Here is a 21,656-nt window from a genome sequence, read left to right on the forward strand (position 1 = left end):
GGTCGGCACGACACCGGCGCCCGTCCGCGACCGACCGGAGGCGGCTCGCCGCCGGGCCGGCGCATCGTCGGCCGGCGTCCTCGACCCGTGTCGGCAGGACCTGTTCGGCGTCGATCGCGGGATCGGGATTTCACCGGCCTTCGGCGGGCGCGGTGGCTCTCAACGCCATTCGATCGGGTACCGGTTGCGTGATCCGGGCGGCAGGTCGACGACCTTGCGTGGAGTCGCTCCCGGGGCGAGGTCTTGTGTGTACAACGATTGCCGGTCGCCCTGGGTCGCGAGGAACGCGATGGAGGCGCCGTCGCGCGAGACCACCGGGTGATCGGGTTGGCGGTCGTTCGCCGGGAGCAGGTCACGGGTGGACGCGACCGCGGAGTAGTCGTCGGCGAAGGTCACCAGGGCCAGGTTGTCGGCAGTGCGACAGATCAACCGATGGTCGTCGAGCCACAGTCGCGGCCCGCACATCGGCGCGGGCTTGTCGCCGGGCAGATACGTCGTCCCCGGAACGTTGCTCCGGTCGAAGGCGCGCGCGGACGACTCGGGTGCCTGCCCGGGTTGCAGCAGGGTCTCGTTGAACGTCGTGAACGCGCCGTACGTGCCCGAGGGGTTGGCCGCGAAGCCGGCCGAGCCGACGATGGACGGCATCCAGTGGGCGTTCCCGGTCAGGACCAGACCGGAGCCTCGATCCGGCCCGTGATCGGTCGTGGGCGCCGCGGCCGTCAGCGGCCGCGACATCACCTTGTGGGCAACGGCGTCGATGTACCAGAGGTCCCCGGTCCGGGGATGGATGAGCGCGTCGCCCTCCCTGGGCGTGCGGCCGAAGCCCTCATCGGCGGGTGTCGGGCCGACCACCGCCCCGGTGGTCAGGTTCACCGCGCCGGCACGCGCGCCGGTGCCATTGCCCACGGGCAGCGCGACGGCGACGGTGGTCAGATCACGATCGAACATCTGTCGCACCGACGAGGCGTTTCCGCCCGACCCGCACCCCCACGCCAGATCCGCCTTGTCGGGCAGGGGCACCCGGACTTCGGCCAGTCGGCGACCGTCTCGCACGGACCACGCCGACAGTTCGAATCCGGTTTCCGAACCCGTTTCGCCGAGACCGCACTCGAACACGATCAACGCATCGGCGGTGGCCAGTTTCGCGCCGTCCCCGCCGCCGTCCTTGGCCGTTCCGCCTGGTGAGGGGCCAGTGTGTGCCCCGGGGGTCGCCGGCTTCCCGCGCGGGTCCGAGTCGCCGCTACAGCCTCCGACCGACACCGCCGCACCCAACACGGCCACGACGAACGACATTCTCACGCGCGATAACCACGTTTGCATGCCGGAGAGCGTAAGGAAACGAACACCTCCCCCGACACCCAAACCCGAACGTTGCCGAGCACCTTCATGCGCGGCGCCCGACCGCCGCCCGAAGTCTCAGACCTCGACCGCGTCCAGCGCGGGGGCGATGACCGCGAAGGCCCGGGCGGTCAGTTCGCCGGGATCGGCGGTGCCGTCGCCGGTGCTCCAGCGGTACAGCACGGTGTCGAACGCGGTGAGCGCCGTGCCCGCGGCAAGCCGGGGGTACAGCGTGGCGTCGGCGTCCAGGCCCTGCCTGCGGGCGAGTTCGGCGGCCAGGCCGTCGCGCCAGGCGGCCTGCTGTTCGAGGAAGCGAGCCCGCAGCGCGGGGGTGTCCAGGATCAGGCGCACGACGCGCAGCGCACGTTCGGCGTAGTCGTCGTGCCCGGCACACGGGGCGAGGGCCGCCGCGACGGCGGCGTGCAGCGACACGGAAGGCGGTTCGTCGGCCGGGGCTTCGGCGAGCCGGGCGTGCATCGCGGTGCCCATGTCGGCGAAGAACCGGACGATGACGTCCTCTTTGGAGGCGAAGTACCTGAAGAAGGTGCGCTTCGAGACGCCGGCGGCGGCGGCGATCTCGTCGACGGTGACCGCGTCGTATCCGCGTTCGGCCAGCAGGGTGAGGGCGGATCGGCTCAACTCGTCGGCGACGAGCAGGCGTTTCCGCTCGGCCAGGGTGGTCTCGGTTCGCGGAGTCACCCGTCGATCGTACCGCGATGCCATGCATGACGCATCAAGTCATGATTGACACCGAGTGCCATGGAAGGCAATGTGTGCCGCATGTCTTCGGAAGCACCACGCCGGCGGTGGACCGCCGACCTCATCCCCGACCAGACCGGCCGCGTCGCCGTCGTCACCGGCGCCAACAGCGGCCTCGGACTGGCCACGGCCCGGGCACTCGCCCGCCATGGCGCACACCTCGTCCTCGCGGTACGCGACCCCGACAGGGGCCGCCGCGCGGCGGACACGATCACCGCCGAGCACCCGGCCGCCTCCGTCGAGGTCCGCACCGTCGACCTGGCCGACCTGGACTCCGTCCGCGCGTTCGCCACGGCCCTGTGCGCCGACCACTCGCGCGTCGATCTCCTGGTGAACAACGCCGGGGTAATGGCGCCGCCCCGGACGCTCACCCGCCAGGGCCACGAACTCCAGTTCGCCGTCCACCACTTGGGCCACTTCGCGCTCACCGGCCTGCTGCTCGGCGCACTCGCGCGCGGACACGACCCGCGGGTGGTCACGGTCAGTTCCACCAACCACCGTCGAGGCCGCCTCCACTTCGACGACCCGACCGGCGAACGCTCCTACTCCCCCATGCGCTTCTACAACCAGGCCAAGTTCGCCAACGCCGTCTTCGGCCGGGAACTCCACCTGCGCCTGAGCGCCGCGGCCGGCCCGGTCCGCAGCGTGCTCGCCCATCCCGGCTACACCGCCACCAACCTCCAGACGGCGGCACCGTCGGGCGTGGTCAGGCTGCTGTACGGCCGGATCCTGGCCCCGCTCGCCCAGACCCCCGACCGCGGCGCGCTCCCGCTGCTGTACGCGGCCACCTCGCCCGATGTCCGCGGCGGCGACTTCATCGGCCCCGACGGCTTCGCCGAACTCCGCGGCGCACCGACCCGCGTTCCCCTGGCCCGCGCGGCGTCCGACGCCGACACCGGACGCCGCCTGTGGCAGCTGTCGCAGGACCTGACCGGCGTCCGCTTCCCGATCCCGGAACCGGCCGATCGACCGGCGCCGCCCGGTCCGCACGGCCTCGGGGACGCTACGGCAGCGGCTCGTGGTTGACCCAGACCACCTTGTACGGGTGGCGGCCCTGCCAGCGTTTGACGAGGTCGACCGCCCCGGGCATGGCGAATATCGCGTTCAGGGCGTCGAGGTCGGTCAGGCGCAGTTGCAGGACGGCACTGGCGATGGCCACCGGGGCGTGGTCATCGCCCGGAACGCGGATGTGATGCCGGGCCGCGAACGACTCGACCAGACCGGATCCGTTCACAAGCTCCTCGAACTCGTCCAGGTATCGATCCAGCTCACTCGCGGGAATCGGATTGTCGAAGGCGACGATCATCGTGTGGTGAATCATGCCCCCAGCGAACAGGCATTTTTCGCGCCCGTCCAAGATCCGTCCGTTCTCGTTCGATGTCCAGAAGGAATGGATCGGGCGATAGCCTGTCGGCATGGCCGAGCTGGAAACCCGCGAGCTGGAATACTTCGTCGCCGTGGCCGAGGAACTGCATTTCGGTCGCGCCGCGGCCCACCTCGCGATCGCGCAGCCGGCCCTGTCCAAGGCGATCCGCCGCCTGGAGTCCCGGCTCGGAGTGCGGTTGCTGGAGCGCTCCAGCAGGCACGTCGCCCTCACCCCCGCCGGCGAAGCGCTCCTGCACCATGGCCGGCACGCCCTCAACGCTGTCGGCGCGGCCGCCGAGAAGGCTCGCCGGGCCGGCGATCGGCAGGCCCACCTGCGCCTGGTGATCAAACCCGGCGGTGACGCGAACCTCCTGTCCGGCATCCTGGCCGCCTACGCCGGCCGACCCGACGCCCGCCAGGTGGACATCCTCTTCGGCGGAGCCACCGACCGCGCCGATCACGTCCGCGACGGCCGCGCCGATGTCGCCCTGCTGTACGCGCCGTTCGACGACATGACCGGCCTGGACCACGAAACCCTGGCGGTCGAAGGACGTGTCGCGATCCTGCCGCCGGGCCACCGGCTCGCCACTCGCTCGCAGGTCACCCTCGCCGACCTCGCCCAGGAGACACTGCCGCGCTGGAAAGGCGTGCGCTGGACCGGAGCGCCCGAGGCCGGGCAGGGACCCGAGGTCACGGACGCGGCGGAAGCCCTGCACATGATCAGACTGGGACGCACCATCGCGATCCTGCCCCGCTCCCTGGCCCAGCCCATGCACCCCGACCTGGTCTACCGGCCCGTGATCGACGCCCCCACCAGCGAACTCGTCCTCGCCTGGTCACAACACGACCGCCGCAAACCGGTCGCCTCCTTCGTCGCCGCCGCGGTGGACGCCGCAGGGACGACACAAGAGAAGCACCGCCGGCCGACGTCGGACGTCGCGGCGGTTCCCGGTTTGTGGGACTACGGGTAGTCAGGTGGCCAGGGGTAGCCGAAGTGCTCGGCGGCAGCTTGCGAACCTCCCCAGACCTTGGCGACGGCACGGGGGTCGCCTGCGGTCAACCTTGCCACCAGTTGTTCCACCTGCTTGGAAGGATCGTCGGCGGAGATCTCCGGCGTCAGTCCGAACTGAAGCCAGAGGCGGTCGGTATCGGCCGCACCACGCGGAAATGTCAGCATCATATCGATCCGACCGGGTTCCATGCGCGCGGACCAGATGCTGTCCAGGTCGCAGTCCCACCGAGCCGGCCAGTCGTCGTGTTCCCTCAACGCCGCTTCGAGCAGGCGCGCGACGGTTTCCCCCGGCCACTCCCAATCGAGGTCGGCTCCGGCACGCCGGACCTCGGCCTCGTACTGATCTGCGGAGAACCGGAGTTCCGGCAGGTCGACGCTTTCCTTGACGGGGTTGCGCCAGCCCGTCCAGACGACATGTTCGCCGTCGCGACCGACCGTCACGTACAACGCACCGCAACATTCCTCGAGGCACCCGGTTCGAGCAAGGCGAACTTCGTGGGGAGTTGCCGTCACCCGCAACGGAGCAACGGAGCCCGCCACCAGGTACCGGGGGGCCGCCCCGACGAGCGGGGGTCCCTCACCTACTCCGCTGGGGATCTCGGCCAGGAGATCCCGGCCGCTCACGATCGGCCGGACCTGCGGGTACCCCTCTCCGGGTGGTGGGCAGACGACGTCCAGGCGGAGATGGTCGGGTTCGGTGGCCATGGGGCAATCATCGTGGAGCCGCTCGCGGTTGTCGTGCGAATTCCCAACCAACCTTCCGGCCGATCCGGCCCGAGCGCGCATGATCGTACGACCTCGACGATTTCCGACCTCGCCGTTCAACCTCACTGCGGATAGTGGACGTTGCCGCCCCGACCGCACCCTCGAAGGCCACGAGTGCGCCCGCGAACGCGGCCACCGAGATCGCGGAGGCGTGATCCACCGCCACATTGCGGCTGGTGTGCGAGCCGGGACTCCCGCTCCTGTCGCTGCCGGGGGACCATGAGCCGGGGCCGCCGGTCCTGTCTATGCTCAGGCGCATGGCACTGGAATGGGAACAGATCATCGTCGACTCCGCCGACCCCGTCGCTCTCGGGCGCTGGTGGGCCGAGGCTCTCGGCTGGGTGGTGGTCGACGAATCCGAGGAGATCATCGAGATCCGGCCCGAGCCGGATCGCATGCCGGGACTGCTCTTCGTGCCCGTCCCCGAGGGCAAGACGTCGAAGAACCGGCTCCACCCCGACTTCCGCCCCGACGACCAGGAGGCCGAGGTCGCCCGGCTGCTCTCCCTCGGTGCCCGGCGTGCCGACAGCGCGCGGGACGAGCACTGGGTGACCCTCCTCGACCCGGAGGGCAACGAGTTCTGCGTCCTGGGGGAACGGAAGAGCTGAGCGTGGGCCGCGCCGGGTGTTCGGTGGTGTGCTCAGGAGAAGTCCGCGGCGGTGATGCCGTCGGGGTGGTCGGGGGGCCACTCCACCAGTTCGATTCGGTAGCCGTCCGGGTCGGTGAGCCACGATGTCTTCGGGCCGCGAGGGCCGCCCGGGTACTGGACCGGGCCCGGCTCCAGGCCGGCGTCGGTCAGCCGCTCCAGGGTGGCGGCCAGTGTGTCGACCTGGATCGCGAGGTGGTCGAACCCGGTGCCCACGTCGACGGGTCCGCCGTCGGGGCGGTGGACCAGTTCGAGCGAGGCCGCCGGTTCGCCGGGGAAGGCGAGAATCGCCAGGTGACCCGCGTCGCCCGCCTGGACCCTGCCCAGTTCGACGTAGCCCAGCGCGGTGTAGAACCCGAGCGAGTGGTCCAGGTCGGTGACACGGTAGGAAACGAACAGCGTCTTCACGCGGCCTCCTCGGGTCGGCGCACCCGGTAGCGCGGGTACGTGACGATTCCCGTTCGTCGCGAACACGAACATGGGGTGGGTCCCACAGTGGAAGACCGCGAGCGGCGGGCGAACTCATCGCTCCGGCACCTACTACACGTCTCGCGGTCAGGCCGAGATGGACTACTCGGTCTGGCTGTCCCCGCCGACAGCCGAGGAAGCCGCCGGACTGGTCGAGGACTTCGCCGCGTCCCTGCCGCGGTCGTTCCGGCGGGTTCCGATCCGGTCGGATCCCGAACGCGGCTCCGTCATGCGCCAGTACAGCGGCGAGGCGGCCGTCGGAGTGTGGGGCAGACACTGGGCGACCGGATTCCGGGGCGCCCGGCTCGACCGCGAGTTCGCCGACGAGGCGGAAGCGATCGCCACGCTGGAGGCGCAGGAGATGGGCCGGCTCAAAGCCGGAAAGGTACTTGGCAACCTCTACCTGCGAATGCCCGAACCGGGTTGACGGACATACGGCGCCGTCCTGTTGCCGGCGTTCCCCTCCTCGGCCGGGACCTGACGGGCCGGTTCGGGGCGGCCCGTCAGGTGCGTGTGCTCAGCCGGTCGGGAGCGGGTGGTCGGCCTGGGTGTCGACGACGTCGGCCGGTACGCCCGGCGGGCGCCGCGTGCCGGACAGGATCGGGTCGAACCCGGTCTCGCCGTGGAGGTAGCGGCGGAAGAACGCCGAGACGTAGGCGCTGGTGAGGGTGCGCTGCGTGGGCTCGTTCAGCGAAACCTCGTCCAGGTTGCGGTCGTCCTGGGAGAGGCAGGTGCCGGGCTTGCTGCCCGGCACCGCGTCGTCCTGCGCGCCGACCTGGCCGCTGCTCGGTGACCACTGGGTGTTGAAGAAGGCGTGATTGGCCCCGTGTACGGTGAATTTGTGGATCGGGACGGTATTCCGTCCGGCGTTCCACTCGAAGTAGTTGCCGCCGCGCACCGCGTCGCACGTACCCCACATCACCGCGAACGGGACCCGCGTGACCGGCTCGTTGTCCCAGTTGCTGGTCGGCGCCAAGGCGAACACACCCTTCACCGTCACACCCGCCGGCCAGTCGCCCCGGCGGAGATCGGCGACCTGCTGCATGGCCCCGCCGCCGCCCATCGAGTGGCCGACCGTGCCGACGTTCGCCATGTCCACGCGTCCGCGGAAGTCGACCCGGCGGGGCCTGCCGTCGCGCGGATCGGTAAAGCGGTGCGCGAGTTCGCCGCCGCCGGTCGCGGACAGCTGCTGCCACATGGCCAGATGCCGATTGAGCAGGGCGGCTCGGGCGTGGTACACCGTGGGCGCCTGCCCGAACGACGTCGCGTTGATGCCGTTGGTACCGATCGACACCACCACGAAGCCTTGTGCGGCCAGGTCCCGGGCGAGGTAGTCGTATCCGTTCTTGCTGGAGATTTGTTCGGTCCCCGGCGCACACGGCCAACCGCGCAGCTTGCCGCCGGCGATGTCGGCCAACTTCTGCTGCCGCTCGGCTTCGACGGTGTCGCCGGCCGCCATGGCCGCGTCCCTGGCCTTGAGCGCCGCCGCGAGGTCGACGGAGGCCGGGCGGTCGGCGCAGGTGTCCCACAGGCCGTGCTGGATCACCACCAGCGGGAAGCGCCCGCGTGCCAGGTCGGTCGGGTAATGGACGACCCCGGCAAGCTCGTTCGCCCCCTGGTACTGGCCCGCCTCGACCGGCGGCGGCACGAAGGCCCGGTCGCCGAGGTTGTACTGCACCGACGCGACCCGGTGCGAGCCGGCTTGGACCCCGTCCGACGCCTCCGCCGCCTCGGCCGGCGCCGGCACCACGAGCAGCGCGGCAACGGCCGCCGCGGCCAGGCACGTTCGGGCCCGACCAGTACCGATCGTTGCTCGCCGGAAGTCCCGCATCCCCATGTATGCCTCCATGTCTTCGCGCACCGGGCGTCTCGACGACTCCGGTGATCTCAAAGGCATACGTGAAGGGGAAGCGAAGGGTTGCACCGGATGGTGGCGGTGTGTCGTCAGAGGCGGGCGATGACCTCGGCCGACGTCATGGGCAGCGAGAACATGGGGTAGTCGTAGGTGATCGCGTTCTCGTGCTCCTCCTGGGACGTGGCGGCGACGCAGTCCGACAGGGTGATGACGCGGAAGCCGTTCTCGTACCCGGTGCGCATCGTCGACTCGACACAGCAGTTGGTGAGGAAGCCGCCGAGAATGATCGTCTCGATCCCCCTGCTCCGCAGGATGAAGTCGAGGTTCGTGCTCGCGAAGGTGTCGAGGCCGCGTTTGCCCTCGATCACGATGTCCCCTTCGGTCGGCGCGAGTTCGTCCACGATCGCGGCCCCCCAGGTGTTCTTGACGAAGGCCGAGCCGTCCACGACTCCCTTGAGGATGCCGTACGGGTGACGGGACAGTTCGCCGTATCCGGCGGCGAAGGTGATGGGCGCGTGCATGATGGTGACGCCCGCGGCGCGGGCGGCCTCGACCAGGGCCACGGTGTTCGCGAGCATGCCGGTCTTCGCCATCACCGCGGCGACGGCGCCGTTGAGGGCCCCGCCCTCGCTGGTGAAGTCGTTCTGGTACTCGATCAGGACGAGCGCGGTCTTCGCCGGATCGAGGCGGGGGGTCTCGGACATGGCGTCTCCTTCGTGGCCTGGACCGTCAACGGCACCGGCCAGTCTGCCGGACGTGGACGCGGAACACGGCACAACGACAACCTCGGGCCATGGGCCGGACGGGTGGCGTTCGAAGGACTCACCGATTCGGCTCTGCCGTGACCGTGTCGAGGCGCGGTCCGAATCCGGTGGAGTTCGGCGGTCCGCGGATGTCGAGAACGTGTCACCGGCTACGTCCCGGGAACATCAGCAGCGCGGCCGGCACCGGCCGCACGAAAGACAGGGAGAGATCGGCGTGGCGATTCAGCGGATGGACAATGTCGGCATCGTCGTGGAGGACATGGACGCCGCCATCGCGTTCTTCGTGGAACTCGGTATGGAACCGGAGGGCAGGGGTGAGGTCGAGGGCGGGTTCGCCGACCGCTGTACCGGACTCGACGGCGTGCACTGTGACATCGCGATGCTCCGGACCCCGGACGGGCACAGCCGGCTCGAACTGGCGAAGTACCGCAACCCCGCGCCGATCAGCGCCGGGCCGCGCGACCGGCCGCACAACATCCTGGGCACGCACCGCGTGATGTTCGCGGTCGACGACATCGAGGACACCGTTGCCCGCCTGCGCCCGCACGGCGCCGAACTCGTCGGCGGGATCGCCCGGTTCGAGGACACCTACCTGCTCTGCTACCTGCGCGGCCCGGACGGCATCATCGTCGGCCTGGCCGAGCAACTGCGCTGAACAGGGGGATTACGGCCGTGCGAGGTCGACCGTGTCGGCCGTCGACGCCGGCGGGAAAGCCGGGTCCCGCGCCGAACCGGGTTGGACGGCGGCCCTGTTCGCGGCCGAGAGGGAACTGCCTCTGACGGGCGGCGGACGGGCGGGGATATGTTGCGATCGCAGGGTGGGTGACAGCCGTACACCAGGGGGGTCGGCATGTCTTTCGCGACGTTGAGTCGGTGGGATCTGCAATATCCGGTCCTGTACCTCGCCATCACCGGCATCGTATCGGTCCTCGCGCTCGTGTGGCGTCGTCTGGCGCGCGGTCGGGTCGACCGCGACGTCGACCCGCACTCGATCGCGAACCACGACATGGCGTTCCTGGCGGGCGGCGCGACCCGGGTGGCGGACACGGTGCTCGCGGCGCTGCTCGAACGCGGCCGGATCGAGGTCCGGTCCGACGGGAGCGTCACCATCGCCTCCCATCCCGATGTCGACGGAAACGATGTCCGCGACGACGATCCCGTCGTGGACCGCGTGCTCGACGGGCTGCGCCGCGGCCATTCGCGGAGCAGTGCCGTCGAGGCACTGCGCCGGCCCGACGCACCGCTCGTCGCGATGGAGGGGAGTCTGGTCGAGCGTGGCCTCGTCGTCGCGCCCGCGCGCCGGCGCCGGGCTCGAATCCCGACCTACGTGATGTTCGCCGTCGCGGCCGGCGGGTTCCTCCTGATCGTGCTGCTTTCGGCGTTCGGGGGCGGCCTCGAATTCGCGCCCGCGTCCGTGCTCTGCCTGTCCTCCATCGGCGCGTCCTCCATCGCGGTCACGCTGGGGGACACACCGGTTCGGGCCAGTGCCACCGGACGCCGGGTCGTGAAGGCGACGCGCACCGACGTGAAGGCACTTCGGGCCGTACGCCCGGTCGGTGGCAAAACGACCCCGCGGACCGCGACGCCCATGGCGGTCGCCTGTCTCGGTCTCACCGCGCTGGAGCCCTCCGCGGCGCGTACGGCGCTGCTGAAGTCGATGCGAGGGTCGGGCACCCACGATGTCGAGTTCGCCTCCGACGTGTGGAATTCCCCAAACGGCTGTGCCACCGATGGATGCGGCGGTCACGACGGATGCGGCGGATGCGGATGCGGCGGATGCGGATGCGATTGAGCGGATCGGGCCGCCCGTGTCGCGGCGAGGACCGCCGCCCGGACATCACCCGGGCGGCGGGACGGCGGCGCACCGTCAGCGGCGGCCGGTGGTCAGGACGACCAGGAACTGGCCGCCTCCCGTCTCGACGTCGGCGGTCACCGGCAGGCCCGGTACCAGTCGGGAGAACCGGTCCACCAGCCAGTCCGCCGCCTCCCGGGCGTCGCGCTCGGTCGGACAGCGGCCCACGATCTCACGGCCCCCTTTGCGCTCCAGCCGCGCGGCAACGGCGATCAACGGCGCGGGTTCGACCACGTACAGGCGCTCCGGCCAGGCGATGGCCACCTTGACCGCGCCCTTGCGGCTGTTGCACCCGCGGTGCGCGAGCCGCTCGGCGACCTTGGCCTTCCGGTCGGCGGTCCGACTGTCGACGCTGGGCCCTTGCGGGTCGTTCACCGACTTGTCGAGGTCGACCGGTTCGTCGCACACCCAGCAGCGCCGGCCGTCGCGTTCGGCCACGTCATCGAGAAGACTCATTCGAGCAAACTAGCCTGTCCGGCGGCCGTCCCGGCACACCAGGACCTCGGCAGGGCCTCGGGGGCAGGCTCCGACGCCCGATTCGGTCAATCCCGCGGCACCGTTTCGGCGGCGACGTCCTCGGGCAGCAGCGGCCGCATGAATGTGCGCTCGTAGCGCACGACGCACCCGCTCTCGTCGCGAATGCGGTCCGCCGCCACGAAGTCGGGGTCCACGCCGAACAGTTCGCGATAGCGCTCGTAGGCGGCCAGGCCGGGGAAGCTGAACAGGGCCAGGGCCCGGTCGCTCGCCCCCTCGGCGGGCAGGAAGTAGCCGTGGTGGGTCCCGCCGTGACGACCCACCAGTTCCATCCAACAACGCCCGAATCGTTCGAACGCCTCGATCTCGCCGGGATCGATCGTGTAGTGGACGACGCATGTGATCATCCGCGTACTCTTCCCCGCCCGGGGGATTCCACCACCGCTCGTGCCGGATCATTCCGGAGCCGCGACGCCGCAGGTGACGACCGACGCCCGCACCTCGGCGAGTGTTCGTCGTGCGAGTTCGCCGAAGGTGTCCTCGTTGGCCGTGTCCGCCCAGCGCTCGTAGGCGATCTTCCAGGCGAGTGCGCCCAGTTCGGCGGCCACGCGGGCGGTGAGGTCGGGCACGCCGCGGCGCTCGAGCGCGTCGATCATCGACGCGGTGAGGCCGAGTCCCTTCAACGCTTCGCGTTCGCGCAGTTCCGGGTTGGCGGCGATCACCGCCGACCTCCGGGCGCCGAACTCGCGACGATCGGGCGTGAAGACCTCCGCGCCGATCATGTCCAGCGCATGTGCCACCGCTTCGAGCGGACCGACCCCGGCCGGCGCCGCGTCGAGCCCGTCGACGAGCAATCCGCTCACGGCACCCCCACCGAACAGCACCTCGCGCTTGTCCGGGAAGTGTCGGAAGAAGGTGCTCTTCGTGAGCCCGGCGCGCTCGGCGATCTCGATCACCGTCGTGTTCTCGTAACCGCGTTCCTCGAACAGTTCAAGGGCGGCGAGGACGAGTCGCTCGGGTGCGTTGGGTTGCCATCGGGCCATGAGGACATCGTACGGGACTTGGTCCCGTCACTGGTGTTACGGTGATGAGACCAAGTCCCGTCACGTTTCCCTGGAGGTACGCATGAGCCGAGCCGTTGTCTACGAGACGTTCGGAGGACCCGAGGTGCTGGAGGTGCGAGAGGTCGCCGAACCGCATGCCGGGCCGGGCGGGATCCGCGTTCGCGTCACGGCGGCCGGTCTGAATCCCATGGACTGGGGTATCGCCGCGCAGCCCGAGGTCGCGGCCCGCTTCGGCATCACCGCGCCGTCCGGTTTCGGTTTCGACTTCGCCGGGGTCGTCGACGAGGTCGACACCGGCGCCACGGGTTTCGCCGTGGGCGACCGTGTCTTCGGCGGCGCGCTGGGCAGGGCCGTCGCCGATTTCGTGGTGGTCACGACGCCCACCGAGGCGACCGGGCCGCTCTGGCACACGCCGCGGGGCATCGGCGACGAGGTGGCGGCCACACTTGCGGTCGCCGGCATGACCGCCGCCGCCGCGTTGGCGGTGTTGGAACCGCGTTCGGGCGACACCGTCCTGGTCGGCGGCGCCGCGGGCGGTGTGGGTGTGTTCGCCATCCAACTCGCGAAGCTCACCGGTGCCAGGGTGATCGGGACCGCCGCGGAGAGCACGTTCGAGTTCCTGCGCCGGTTCGGTGTCGAGCCCGTGGCCTACGGCCCCGGATTGGCGGAGCGGGTACGGGCCCTGGCGCCGGAGGGCGTGACCGCGGCGACCGATCTGTTCGGCGTCGAAACCGCCGAGGCGGCGCTCGCGCTCGGTGTACCGCCCGAGCGGATCGCCACGATCGCCGCGGGGCCCAATCCTCCCGGCGGCGTCCGCGCGACCGGCGGCTTCGACGCGGACCCGAACGCCATGAGGCACATCACCGACGCGATCCTCGACGGAAGGATCACGGTGCCGATCGCCGCGACCTTCCCGATCGAGCGGATCCGCGACGCGGTGACCCTGCAGGCCGGACGCCACGTCCACGGCAAGATCGTGATCACGCCGGGACCTCGTCTGCGCTGAACGACGCGCCCACACTCCGTTCGTCGCGTCGCCGACTCGGATGAGACCAGCTTGACGTGTTTGGCGATGCCGAAGTCACGGCCGACGGCGATCCGTCCGGAGCGGGCGCCGCCGGCACGGAGCGTTATTCCAGTACTAGAATAGCGGCATGGACCGAGGTATGACCGCTGCCGAGCTCACGTTGCTCGGCCTGCTGGTGGAGCAACCCAGGCACGGCTACGAGTTGGAGGAGGTGATCTCCGAGCGCGGCATGCGCGAATGGACGGAGATCGGCTTCAGCTCCATCTACTACCTGCTGACCAAACTTCGAGAGCGGGGCCTGATCACCCAGACCGACCCGACCCGATCCGCGGGCGGCAAGACGCGCAAGGTCTACACCGCGACGCCCGAAGGGCACCGAGCGTGCGCAGCCGCGGTCGAGGAGGCGATCGCGGAGCTGCATCCGGTGTTCCCGCGCATCCTGGTGGGCCTGGCCAACGCCCCGGCCATCGACAGGGAGCGTCTGCTCGCCGCCCTCGATCGGCGTTCCCGCGCACTCGCCGAACGCGTCGAACACGTCGGCCGTGCCGCCACCGCGGACCGGCATGCCCCGGATTTCGTCCGCGCGATCTTCGACCACGCCCTCGGTCAGCTGTCGGCCGAGGCCAAGTGGCTGTCCGACTACCGAGCATCGCTCGACACACCACCCCACGATCAGGAAGGTGCGGCACGGATGACCCCGTACGACGTGAAGCGCGAGCACAAGGGGCTGTACGCGCCCAAGAACACCACGTGGGCCATCGTCGACGTCCCCGAGCAGCAGTTCATCGCCGTCGACGGCGCCGGGGATCCGAACACCTCAACCGCCTACGCCGACGCGGTCGCGGCTCTGTACTCGGTCGCCTACACCCTGAAGTTCGCCGCCAAGCGCACCGACGCTGGCGACTTCGTCGTCGCTCCGCTGGAGGGCCTGTGGTGGGCGGACCGGCCGGAAGTGTTCACCACCCGCGCCAAGGACGGCTGGAACTGGACGATGCTCATCGCCATGCCTCCCTGGATCACGAACAAGATGATCGAGGAGGCCAAGGACACGGCCCTCGCCAAGAAGAAGCTGCCCACGATCTCCGAGGTACGACACCTGACGCTGCACGAAGGACCCAGCGCCCAGGTGCTGCACATCGGCCCCTACGACGACGAGGGGCCCATCCTGCACGAACTCCACCACACCTACTTCGAAGCCAACGGCCTACGGCACGGGGGTCTGCACCACGAGATCTATCTCAGCGACCCACGCAAGACCGCCCCGGAGAAGATGAAGACCGTCCTGCGCCAGCCGGTCCAACCCACCGAGCGGCCCGACAACTCGTAGCATCCCGGTACCGGTTCGTCGGCGAACCGCACGCGCACGCCGCACGTGTTCCGACCCCGGTCTCGACGCCGGGGTCGGAACGCGCAGGTCCGGAGCGGACGGCAGGTCGGGTCCGCCGCAGTCCGGTTCCGGGCATCCGAACACGAGCGACGCGACGACCGGCGACCCCGGTATGGATCACCGCCGAACGCATCGTCGCCGCGGATCAGATCAGACGCAGGTACAGGGAGACGCTGTTGCCGGACGCGTTCCAGGCGAACGTCTTCTTGTTGCCCTTGGGGCACGCGTTGGCGCTGTTGACCGCCACCGAGCCGACGCTGCCGTAGACCTCGGCGCACTTTCCGTCGGCCTTGGTGTCCTTGACGTACCCGTCGACGTAGACCCGGCTGCCCGAACACCAAACGGTCCAGTGGGCCTCGGCGCCGTTGATGTAGACGTTCTTCGTCTCCGGGCAACGGCCCAGCACGCTCACCTCCTGGGACGGCGCGGCGGGCGCCGCCGAGGCGACGGCCGTCCCGGAGCACGCCGCGAACGCCGCCGCCGCGACGAGCCCTGTGATCATGCGTCGTTTCATGGTTTTTCTCCCGTCTGTCATTGGTTTGCAATGGCAGGACGACGCTATCCACGGGGTCGGCCGAGCGCGTCAAACGTGGGGTGTATCCATCCCCACCACGGTCGTTCCACACCCGCACGTCGATGTACCGCCGTCGTGCCGGCCGCCGAGGATCACAACTCGATCGCCGGGTTGAACTCGCTTGCAAGGCAGCGAACTTGCCGCACTCTTGCATCCCGAGGCGGATGCGGATTCCGCACGGGTCCACGCGGCATCGCCGGCGTGGTTCCGCCGTGTGGGTATCCGTCTGCGAGAGTTGGCCACTCGCGGCGGTGTCGGCCGGGACACCGCACGCACACGCACAAGGGAGTCGACGTGATACCGACCGAGGCGGACCTCACCGAAGCCGTGTACCGGGCCGCCGGTGCCGCCGTCTCGGACCTGTTCCGGGAATACCCGGAACACGACTTCTACTACTGCGCGTTGGTCACGCCGGGCGAGGCCTTCGGACCGTCGCTGTCGGCCTGGTCGACCCAGACCCTGGCCGCCGCGTCGGGCGGATCCGCGACCGAGGCCGACATGTTGCGGTGGTCATACGCGGACTCGCCCTTCTGCACCTATGGGGAGCGCCACCTCGCCCCGATCCGAAGCCTGTTCGACGCCCGACCGCAGGTCTTCGAACTCCCCGACGACGAGGCGGAGGCCGAGTTCGAACTGCGGCTGCGCGCGATGGTCGCGGCCATGACCCGCCTCGACGCGGAAGGGCTCTTCGGCCACGGCGAGCAACGCCTGTCCATCGTCGCCGTCGTCGAGATCCCCGGCGACGACGTCGAAAACGCCGCCCGCGCCGCCGCCCTGAACCCGCCGGCGGCCGCCGCCGCGTACGTGGCCGAGAACTCGCCCGCATCACCACTGTGAAGCCCCGGGCCCTCCTGCCGCCGAAGCGAAACGACGCCCCGCGACGGTCGTCGGAGACGGTACGACGACCGTGCAAGGCGGGGTCCTTCGTCGCGCCCACCGGGCCGAACGGCCCTGCCCGTCGCCGGTGGCCGGGAGCAGAGTCGGGTGGGTGAGTCGGCGAGGAAAGACGGCCTTTCCGGCCATCCGCCGCAGGCCAATCCCACAGATCGGTGAACGACCGTGCCCCACACGCCCCCGGCCCCGACCTCGTCGGCGAGGCACCCCACTCTCGTGCGCGGACTGACCCGCGAGCAGGTGCGCGAGCGGCTCGCCGAACACGGCCCCAACGTCGTTCGACAGGCGCGACGTACTTCGGTGTGGACACGCGTGACGGCCCAATTGCGCGATCCGCTGATCCTGGTGCTCCTGGCCGCCGCCGTCCTGACCGCGCTGACCGGGGATCCGGCCGACACGGCCGTCATTCTCTTCGTCGTCGTGGTCAACACCCTGGTCGGCGTCGTTCAGGAGATCCGCGCCGACCGGGCCGTCACGGCCCTGTCGGACCTGTCCGTGCCGACCGTGCGCGCGGTGCGCGAGGGGACCGAAGGCGAGGTGGCCGCCGCGGATCTGGTCCCCGGCGACATCGTCCGACTGGACGAGGGCGACATCGTGCCCGCCGACGCCGTCCTGTACGAGGCGTCGAGCCTGCTCGTCGACGAGGCCGCCCTGACCGGTGAATCGGTGCCGGTGGACAAGTCCGCACTCGATCCGGCCGGTGAGACCACCGCCGACAACCTGCTCCAGGCCGGCACGGTGATCATGCGCGGCCGGGCGTTGGCCGAGATCACGGCGACCGGCGCACACGGCGCCCTGGGGCGAATCTCCGCCTTGATGCAGGACCGCGCCGGCCCGACCCCGTTGCAACGCAGACTCGCCCACCTCGGACGGGTACTCGCCGCCGTGGTCGTCGGCCTGTGCCTGCTCGTCTTCGTCCTGGGCCTGATCCGGGGAGAGCCGACCGAGTCGATGGCGGTCACCGCGATCAGTCTGGCGGTCGCCGCGGTCCCCGAATCGTTGCCCGCGGTGGTCACCCTGGGACTGGCCCTGGGCGCCCGGCGAATGGCGACACGGGACGCCATCGTGCGCAACCTGCCCGCCGTCGAGACCCTCGGGTCCGTCACGGTGCTCGCCACGGACAAGACCGGCACGCTGACCGAGGGCCGCATGGTCGCCGAACGAGTGTGGACCGCCCGGACGACGGCCGAACTCACCGGTACGGGCTACGCGCCCGATGGCCGGGTGCTCGTCGACGGGCGACCACTCGACGAAGGTTCCGCCCCGGACATCCGCGAATTGCTCACCGCGGCGTCGCTGTGCAACGACGCCACACTCGTACCCCCGGGAGCCGACCCCGAGTGGTCGGCGCTCGGGGATCCGACCGAGGCGGCCCTGCTCGCCGCCGCCGGCAGGGTCGGGATCGACTTCGCCACGCTGCGCGAGGAGTGCCCCCGGGTGGCGGAGGCTCCCTTCGACAGCGACCGCAAACGTATGACCACCGTGCACCGCGACCACGACGGCCGCCTGCGAGCCGTCCTCAAGGGCGCCCCGGAGGTCGTGCTGAGTGCGCGCTTCGTCACCGCCGACCCCGACCACCTGCATGCGGCGCGCTACGAGGCCGATCTCCTGGCGGCCGACGGATACCGGGTCCTCGCCGTCGCGACCCGCCGCCTGGACGCCGTACCCGAGCGCGCGGAGGACGCGGAGGAGGGCATGTCCCTGCTCGGCCTGATCGCCATCAGCGATCCGCCTCGCGAGGCCGCCCGCGCCACCATCGCCGCATGCCACGACGCCGGTGTCACGCCCGTGATGATCACCGGCGATCACCCGTCCACCGCACGAGCCGTCGCCACTCGTCTGGGCATCCTGCGCGACGGCGACACCACCGTCCTGACCGGCGCCGACCTGGGCAACGACCCCGAACGGGACCCGACCACCGCACGAGTGTTCGCCCGAACGACTCCGGAGCAGAAACTGACGATCATTCAGGCCTGGCAGGCCCGGGGTGAGGTCACCGCGATGACCGGAGACGGTGTCAACGACGGCCCCGCCCTGCGCCGCGCCGACATCGGCGTCGCCATGGGTGGACGCGGCACGGAGGTGGCCCGTCAGGCGGCGGATCTGGTCCTGGCCGACGACGAGATCGGGACCGTCGTGGTCGCGGTGGAGGAGGGCAGGCGCGTCTACGACAACATCCGCCGCTTCCTCGTCTACGGCCTGTCCGGGGGCGCCGCCGAGATCGCCGTGATGATGCTCGGACCGCTCCTGGGACTGCCCCTGCCGCTGCTCGCCGCCCAGATCCTGTGGATCAACCTGCTCACCCACGGCCTGACCGGCGTCGCCCTCGGCGCCGAACCCGCCGGCCCCGGCACCATGCGGCGCGCACCCCGCCCACCCGAGCAGAGCATTCTCGGCGACGGCCTGTGGCAGCGGATCCTGCGCCTGGGCCTGTGCGTCACCGCGCTCGGCCTTGCCGCCGGCGCGTGGGGCGACCAGACCGGGCGAGCCTGGCAGAGCCTGCTTTTCCTGACCCTGCTCGGCGCGCAACTCGGTGTCGTCACGGGCCTGCGGACCCGGCTGCTCACCCGCGCCAACCCGTTCCTGCCGATCACGGTCCTCGCCTCCGCCGCCCTGGGCCTGGCCGGGGTGTACGTGCCGATGCTGCGGGACCTGCTGGGTACGGACGCCCTCCCGGCCGGGGACCTCCTGATCCCGCTCGCGGGTGCGGTACTCGGCTTCCTCGCCGCCCGCGCCGACCGATGGATCGCCGCGCGCGGGGCGCGAGTACACGGATAGCACCGGGTCGCGGGTACGGCTCACGGCCACGACGACGTCCCACCGGCCACGCCGTCCGATGGCGTCGTGGCCGGTGTCCCGGACGCGAATCGCTCGACGCACGACCGCGGTGGTGGCACCTCCCGATCCGCGGCATCGACCCGTGTGGCCCCTGCCCGTAGGGCCGTTCGGCCCTTCACCCGACATGGGATGAAGCGCGAGCGTGTGGGCAGAGCGAAACCACGGCGACAGACGAGAGGACAAACGATGACGATGGCCACGACTCCCGAGGCACCGGATCTGACGATGGTCGACGCGTGGTGGCGGGCGGCGAACTATCTCGCCGTGGGACAGATCTATCTGCGCGAGAATCCGCTGCTCGCCGAGCCGTTGCGGCCCGGGCACATCAAGCCGCGGCTGCTCGGGCACTGGGGCACCTCGCCCGGTCTGAACCTGATCTACGCGCACCTGAACCGGGTGATCCGCGAACGCGGCACCCACGCCATCCACGTGACCGGCCCCGGACACGGCGGCCCCTCCGCGCTCGCCGCGTCGTGGCTGGACGGCACGTACAGCGAGCGCCACCCGAACGTCCCCCGGGACGCGGCCGGCATGGCCACCCTGTTCCGGCAGTTCTCCCAGCCCGGCGGCGTGCCCAGCCACATCGCCCCGGGCGTACCCGGCTCGATCCACGAGGGCGGCGAACTCGGATACAGCCTCTCGCACGCGTTCGGCGCCGCCTTCGACAACCCCGACCTGGTCGTCGCGTGCGTGATCGGCGACGGCGAGGCCGAGACCGGGCCGCTGGCCGCGTCGTGGCACGGGAACAAGTTCCTCAGCCCCCGCACCGACGGCACGGTCCTGCCGATCCTGCACCTCAACGGCTGGAAGATCGCCAACCCGACACTGCTCGCCCGCATGCCGCGCGCCGAACTCGACGCGCTGCTCACCGGGTACGGCTGGCGCCCCATCCACATCGAGGGCGACGAACCCGCCCGCGTACACGCCGAGTTCGCCGCCGCGCTGGAAGAGGCCCTCGACGAGATCGCGCACCTGAAGGCGACCGCGAACACCCGCCCCCGATGGCCGATGCTCGTGCTGCGCACCCCCAAGGGCTGGACCGGCCCGCACACCGTCGACGAGACGCCCGTCGAGGGCACCTGGCGCTCGCACCAGGTCCCGCTGGCGGGCGTGCGCGAGAACCCGGAGCACCTGGCCCTGCTCGACGCGTGGATGCGGTCCTACCGCCCCGACGAACTCTTCGACGCCGACGGACACCCCACCCCGATCGTGCTCGCCAACGTCCCCGCCGGCGACACCCGACTCGGTGCGGTGCCCGAGGCCAACGGCGGCGCCCTGCTGCGCGAGTTGCCGCTGCCGGACCTGCACGACTTCGCGGTCAAGGTCTCCGAGCCCGGCGCGTCCTCCTCCGAACCCACCCGCGCGCTGGGCGAGTTCCTGCGCGAGGTCTTCGCCCGGACGGCAACTCGCCGCGATTTCCGCCTGTTCGGCCCGGACGAGACCGAGTCCAACCGCCTCGGCGCCGTCTACCGCGCCACCGCCAAGGCCTGGCAGGAGCCGATCACCGACCTCGACACCCACCTGGCCCCGGACGGGCGCGTGGTGGAGATCCTGTCCGAACACACCTGCCAGGGCATGCTGGAGGGCTACCTCCTCACCGGCCGACACGGCGTGTTCTCCTGCTACGAGGCGTTCACCCACATCGTGTCCTCGATGTTCAACCAGCACGCCAAGTGGCTGCACGCCTGCCGCGAGATCGACTGGCGCCCACCCATCGCCTCGCTCAACTACCTGCTCACCTCCCACGTCTGGCGCCAGGACCAGAACGGCTTCTCCCACCAGGACCCCGGCTTCGTCGACAACGTCATCAACAAGCGCCCTGAGGTCGTCCGCGTCTACCTGCCCCCGGACACCAACACCCTTCTGTCGGTGGGCGATCACGCCCTGCGCAGCCGCGGCCTGGTCAACGTGATCGTCGCCGGCAAGACGCCGACCCCCGACTGGCTGACCATGGACGAGGCGGTCCTGCACTGCACGCGCGGCGCCGGGATCTGGGAGTGGGCCTCCAACGACGACGGCGACCCCGAGGTGGTCCTGGCCTGCGCCGGCGACGTGCCCACCCTGGAAACCCTCGCCGCCGTCGACCTGATCCGCCGGCACCTGCCGGACCTGCGCGTGCGCGTGGTCAACGTGGTCGACCTGATGCGGCTGGTTCCCGAGACGGAACATCCGCACGGCATGCCCGACCGGGAATACGACGCGTTGTTCGGCACCGACGTCCCGGTCATCTTCGCCTACCACGGCTACCCGTGGCTGATCCACCGCCTCGCCTACCGCCGGCACAACCACGCCCACCTGCACGTGCGCGGCTACAAGGAGTACGGCACCACGACGACCCCGTTCGACATGGTCGTCCTCAACGACATGGACCGCTACCAGCGGGTGATCGACGTCATCGACCGCGTCCCCGGCCTGGGCACCCGCGCCGCGACGGTACGCCAGAGCATGGTCGACGCCCGCACCCGACACCACGCCTGGATCCTCGAACACGGCGAGGACATGCCGGAGGTACGCGACTGGACCTGGCCGACGGACATCCGCACGCCGCGGCACTGAGTCGAACCGGGCCCGCGA

22 protein-coding genes are annotated in these 21,656 nt (G+C 70.6%); 11 read left to right on the forward strand and 11 right to left on the reverse strand.

Annotation, left to right across the window (positions count from 1 at the left end):
- Positions 1 to 159: 159 nt before the first annotated feature.
- Both ACFRCG_RS41005 and ACFRCG_RS41010 read right to left on the reverse strand, forming a co-directional pair.
- Complete coding sequence (locus tag ACFRCG_RS41005; protein WP_380041172.1) at positions 160 to 948, reverse strand: hypothetical protein; 789 nt, start codon at positions 946 to 948, stop codon at positions 160 to 162.
- Positions 949 to 1,416: 468 nt separating this feature from the next.
- Entirely contained in the window at positions 1,417 to 2,061 is a 645-nt protein-coding gene (locus tag ACFRCG_RS41010; RefSeq protein WP_380041174.1) for a TetR family transcriptional regulator, read from the reverse strand.
- A 57-nt stretch (positions 2,062 to 2,118) separates the two neighbouring features.
- Between ACFRCG_RS41010 and ACFRCG_RS41015 the strand changes: the two genes are divergently transcribed.
- Entirely contained in the window at positions 2,119 to 3,123 is a 1,005-nt protein-coding gene (locus tag ACFRCG_RS41015) for an oxidoreductase (RefSeq protein ID WP_380041176.1), read from the forward strand.
- On the opposite strand, the gene ACFRCG_RS41020 is transcribed toward ACFRCG_RS41015, so the two are convergent.
- Positions 3,101 to 3,418, reverse strand: coding sequence for a hypothetical protein (locus tag ACFRCG_RS41020; protein ID WP_380041178.1), 318 nt, complete (start codon positions 3,416 to 3,418; stop codon positions 3,101 to 3,103). The two genes, ACFRCG_RS41015 and ACFRCG_RS41020, sit on opposite strands and share 23 nt — an antisense overlap.
- A gap of 94 nt (positions 3,419 to 3,512) precedes the next feature.
- On the opposite strand from ACFRCG_RS41020, the gene ACFRCG_RS41025 reads away from it, so the two are divergent.
- Entirely contained in the window at positions 3,513 to 4,433 is a 921-nt protein-coding gene (locus ACFRCG_RS41025) for a LysR family transcriptional regulator (RefSeq protein WP_380041180.1), read from the forward strand.
- Here ACFRCG_RS41025 and ACFRCG_RS41030 read toward each other — a convergent pair.
- Positions 4,424 to 4,921 (reverse strand): hypothetical protein, encoded by a 498-nt coding sequence (locus ACFRCG_RS41030; protein WP_380041182.1) that lies wholly within the window; start codon positions 4,919 to 4,921, stop codon positions 4,424 to 4,426. The two genes, ACFRCG_RS41025 and ACFRCG_RS41030, sit on opposite strands and share 10 nt — an antisense overlap.
- 575 nt (positions 4,922 to 5,496) lie before the next feature.
- On the opposite strand from ACFRCG_RS41030, the gene ACFRCG_RS41035 reads away from it, so the two are divergent.
- Complete coding sequence (locus tag ACFRCG_RS41035) at positions 5,497 to 5,847, forward strand: VOC family protein (protein ID WP_380041184.1); 351 nt, start codon at positions 5,497 to 5,499, stop codon at positions 5,845 to 5,847.
- A gap of 32 nt (positions 5,848 to 5,879) precedes the next feature.
- Here ACFRCG_RS41035 and ACFRCG_RS41040 read toward each other — a convergent pair whose 3' ends face one another.
- Positions 5,880 to 6,293, reverse strand: coding sequence for a VOC family protein (locus ACFRCG_RS41040; protein WP_380041186.1), 414 nt, complete (start codon positions 6,291 to 6,293; stop codon positions 5,880 to 5,882).
- Positions 6,294 to 6,363: 70 nt separating this feature from the next.
- Between ACFRCG_RS41040 and ACFRCG_RS41045 the strand changes: the two genes are divergently transcribed.
- Positions 6,364 to 6,780: a hypothetical protein gene (locus tag ACFRCG_RS41045; protein ID WP_380041188.1), complete on the forward strand. Its 417-nt coding sequence runs from the start codon at positions 6,364 to 6,366 to the stop codon at positions 6,778 to 6,780.
- A 90-nt stretch (positions 6,781 to 6,870) separates the two neighbouring features.
- Here ACFRCG_RS41045 and ACFRCG_RS41050 read toward each other — a convergent pair whose 3' ends face one another.
- Positions 6,871 to 8,190 carry an alpha/beta hydrolase gene (locus ACFRCG_RS41050; protein ID WP_380041190.1) on the reverse strand — a complete coding sequence of 440 codons (1,320 nt, stop codon included), beginning with the start codon at positions 8,188 to 8,190 and terminating at the stop codon, positions 6,871 to 6,873.
- 107 nt (positions 8,191 to 8,297) lie between these two features.
- Positions 8,298 to 8,912 (reverse strand): cysteine hydrolase, encoded by a 615-nt coding sequence (locus ACFRCG_RS41055; RefSeq protein ID WP_380041192.1) that lies wholly within the window; start codon positions 8,910 to 8,912, stop codon positions 8,298 to 8,300.
- A gap of 274 nt (positions 8,913 to 9,186) precedes the next feature.
- Between ACFRCG_RS41055 and ACFRCG_RS41060 the strand changes: the two genes are divergently transcribed.
- Both ACFRCG_RS41060 and ACFRCG_RS41065 read left to right on the forward strand, forming a co-directional pair.
- Positions 9,187 to 9,627, forward strand: coding sequence for a VOC family protein (locus tag ACFRCG_RS41060; RefSeq protein ID WP_380041194.1), 441 nt, complete (start codon positions 9,187 to 9,189; stop codon positions 9,625 to 9,627).
- 195 nt (positions 9,628 to 9,822) lie between these two features.
- A complete protein-coding gene (locus tag ACFRCG_RS41065; RefSeq protein ID WP_380041196.1) occupies positions 9,823 to 10,764 on the forward strand; it encodes a TIGR04222 domain-containing membrane protein in 942 nt (313 codons plus the stop codon).
- Between the two features lie 75 nt (positions 10,765 to 10,839).
- Here the strand turns inward: ACFRCG_RS41065 and ACFRCG_RS41070 are convergent, their stop codons facing one another.
- From ACFRCG_RS41070 to ACFRCG_RS41080, 3 genes are all read right to left on the reverse strand, one after another.
- Positions 10,840 to 11,280 (reverse strand): hypothetical protein, encoded by a 441-nt coding sequence (locus ACFRCG_RS41070; protein ID WP_380041198.1) that lies wholly within the window; start codon positions 11,278 to 11,280, stop codon positions 10,840 to 10,842.
- An 86-nt stretch (positions 11,281 to 11,366) separates the two neighbouring features.
- Complete coding sequence (locus tag ACFRCG_RS41075) at positions 11,367 to 11,705, reverse strand: NIPSNAP family protein (RefSeq protein WP_380041200.1); 339 nt, start codon at positions 11,703 to 11,705, stop codon at positions 11,367 to 11,369.
- 48 nt (positions 11,706 to 11,753) lie between these two features.
- Entirely contained in the window at positions 11,754 to 12,341 is a 588-nt protein-coding gene (locus ACFRCG_RS41080) for a TetR/AcrR family transcriptional regulator (RefSeq protein ID WP_380041202.1), read from the reverse strand.
- Positions 12,342 to 12,423: 82 nt separating this feature from the next.
- Here ACFRCG_RS41080 and ACFRCG_RS41085 point away from each other — a divergent pair, with 82 nt between their 5' ends.
- Together ACFRCG_RS41085 and ACFRCG_RS41090 are read left to right on the forward strand one after the other, a co-directional pair.
- The gene (locus ACFRCG_RS41085) at positions 12,424 to 13,368 is read left to right on the forward strand and encodes an NADP-dependent oxidoreductase (protein WP_380041204.1); all 945 of its coding nucleotides are present in this window, start codon (positions 12,424 to 12,426) and stop codon (positions 13,366 to 13,368) included.
- A 148-nt stretch (positions 13,369 to 13,516) separates the two neighbouring features.
- Positions 13,517 to 14,716 (forward strand): GyrI-like domain-containing protein, encoded by a 1,200-nt coding sequence (locus ACFRCG_RS41090; RefSeq protein WP_380041206.1) that lies wholly within the window; start codon positions 13,517 to 13,519, stop codon positions 14,714 to 14,716.
- 205 nt (positions 14,717 to 14,921) lie between these two features.
- On the opposite strand, the gene ACFRCG_RS41095 is transcribed toward ACFRCG_RS41090, so the two are convergent.
- Entirely contained in the window at positions 14,922 to 15,278 is a 357-nt protein-coding gene (locus ACFRCG_RS41095) for a hypothetical protein (protein ID WP_380041208.1), read from the reverse strand.
- 366 nt (positions 15,279 to 15,644) lie between these two features.
- Here ACFRCG_RS41095 and ACFRCG_RS41100 point away from each other — a divergent pair, with 366 nt between their 5' ends.
- The 3 genes from ACFRCG_RS41100 (at position 15,645) to ACFRCG_RS41110 (ending at position 21,638) form a co-directional block, all read left to right on the forward strand.
- Positions 15,645 to 16,187: a DUF4303 domain-containing protein gene (locus tag ACFRCG_RS41100; RefSeq protein ID WP_380041210.1), complete on the forward strand. Its 543-nt coding sequence runs from the start codon at positions 15,645 to 15,647 to the stop codon at positions 16,185 to 16,187.
- A 273-nt stretch (positions 16,188 to 16,460) separates the two neighbouring features.
- Entirely contained in the window at positions 16,461 to 19,022 is a 2,562-nt protein-coding gene (locus tag ACFRCG_RS41105) for a cation-translocating P-type ATPase (protein ID WP_380041212.1), read from the forward strand.
- 246 nt (positions 19,023 to 19,268) lie between these two features.
- A complete protein-coding gene (locus tag ACFRCG_RS41110) occupies positions 19,269 to 21,638 on the forward strand; it encodes a phosphoketolase (RefSeq protein ID WP_380041214.1) in 2,370 nt (789 codons plus the stop codon).
- Positions 21,639 to 21,656: the final 18 nt, after the last annotated feature.

It is taken from the genome of Embleya sp. NPDC056575 (assembly GCF_042793325.1).
Taxonomy (GTDB): domain Bacteria; phylum Actinomycetota; class Actinomycetes; order Streptomycetales; family Streptomycetaceae; genus Embleya.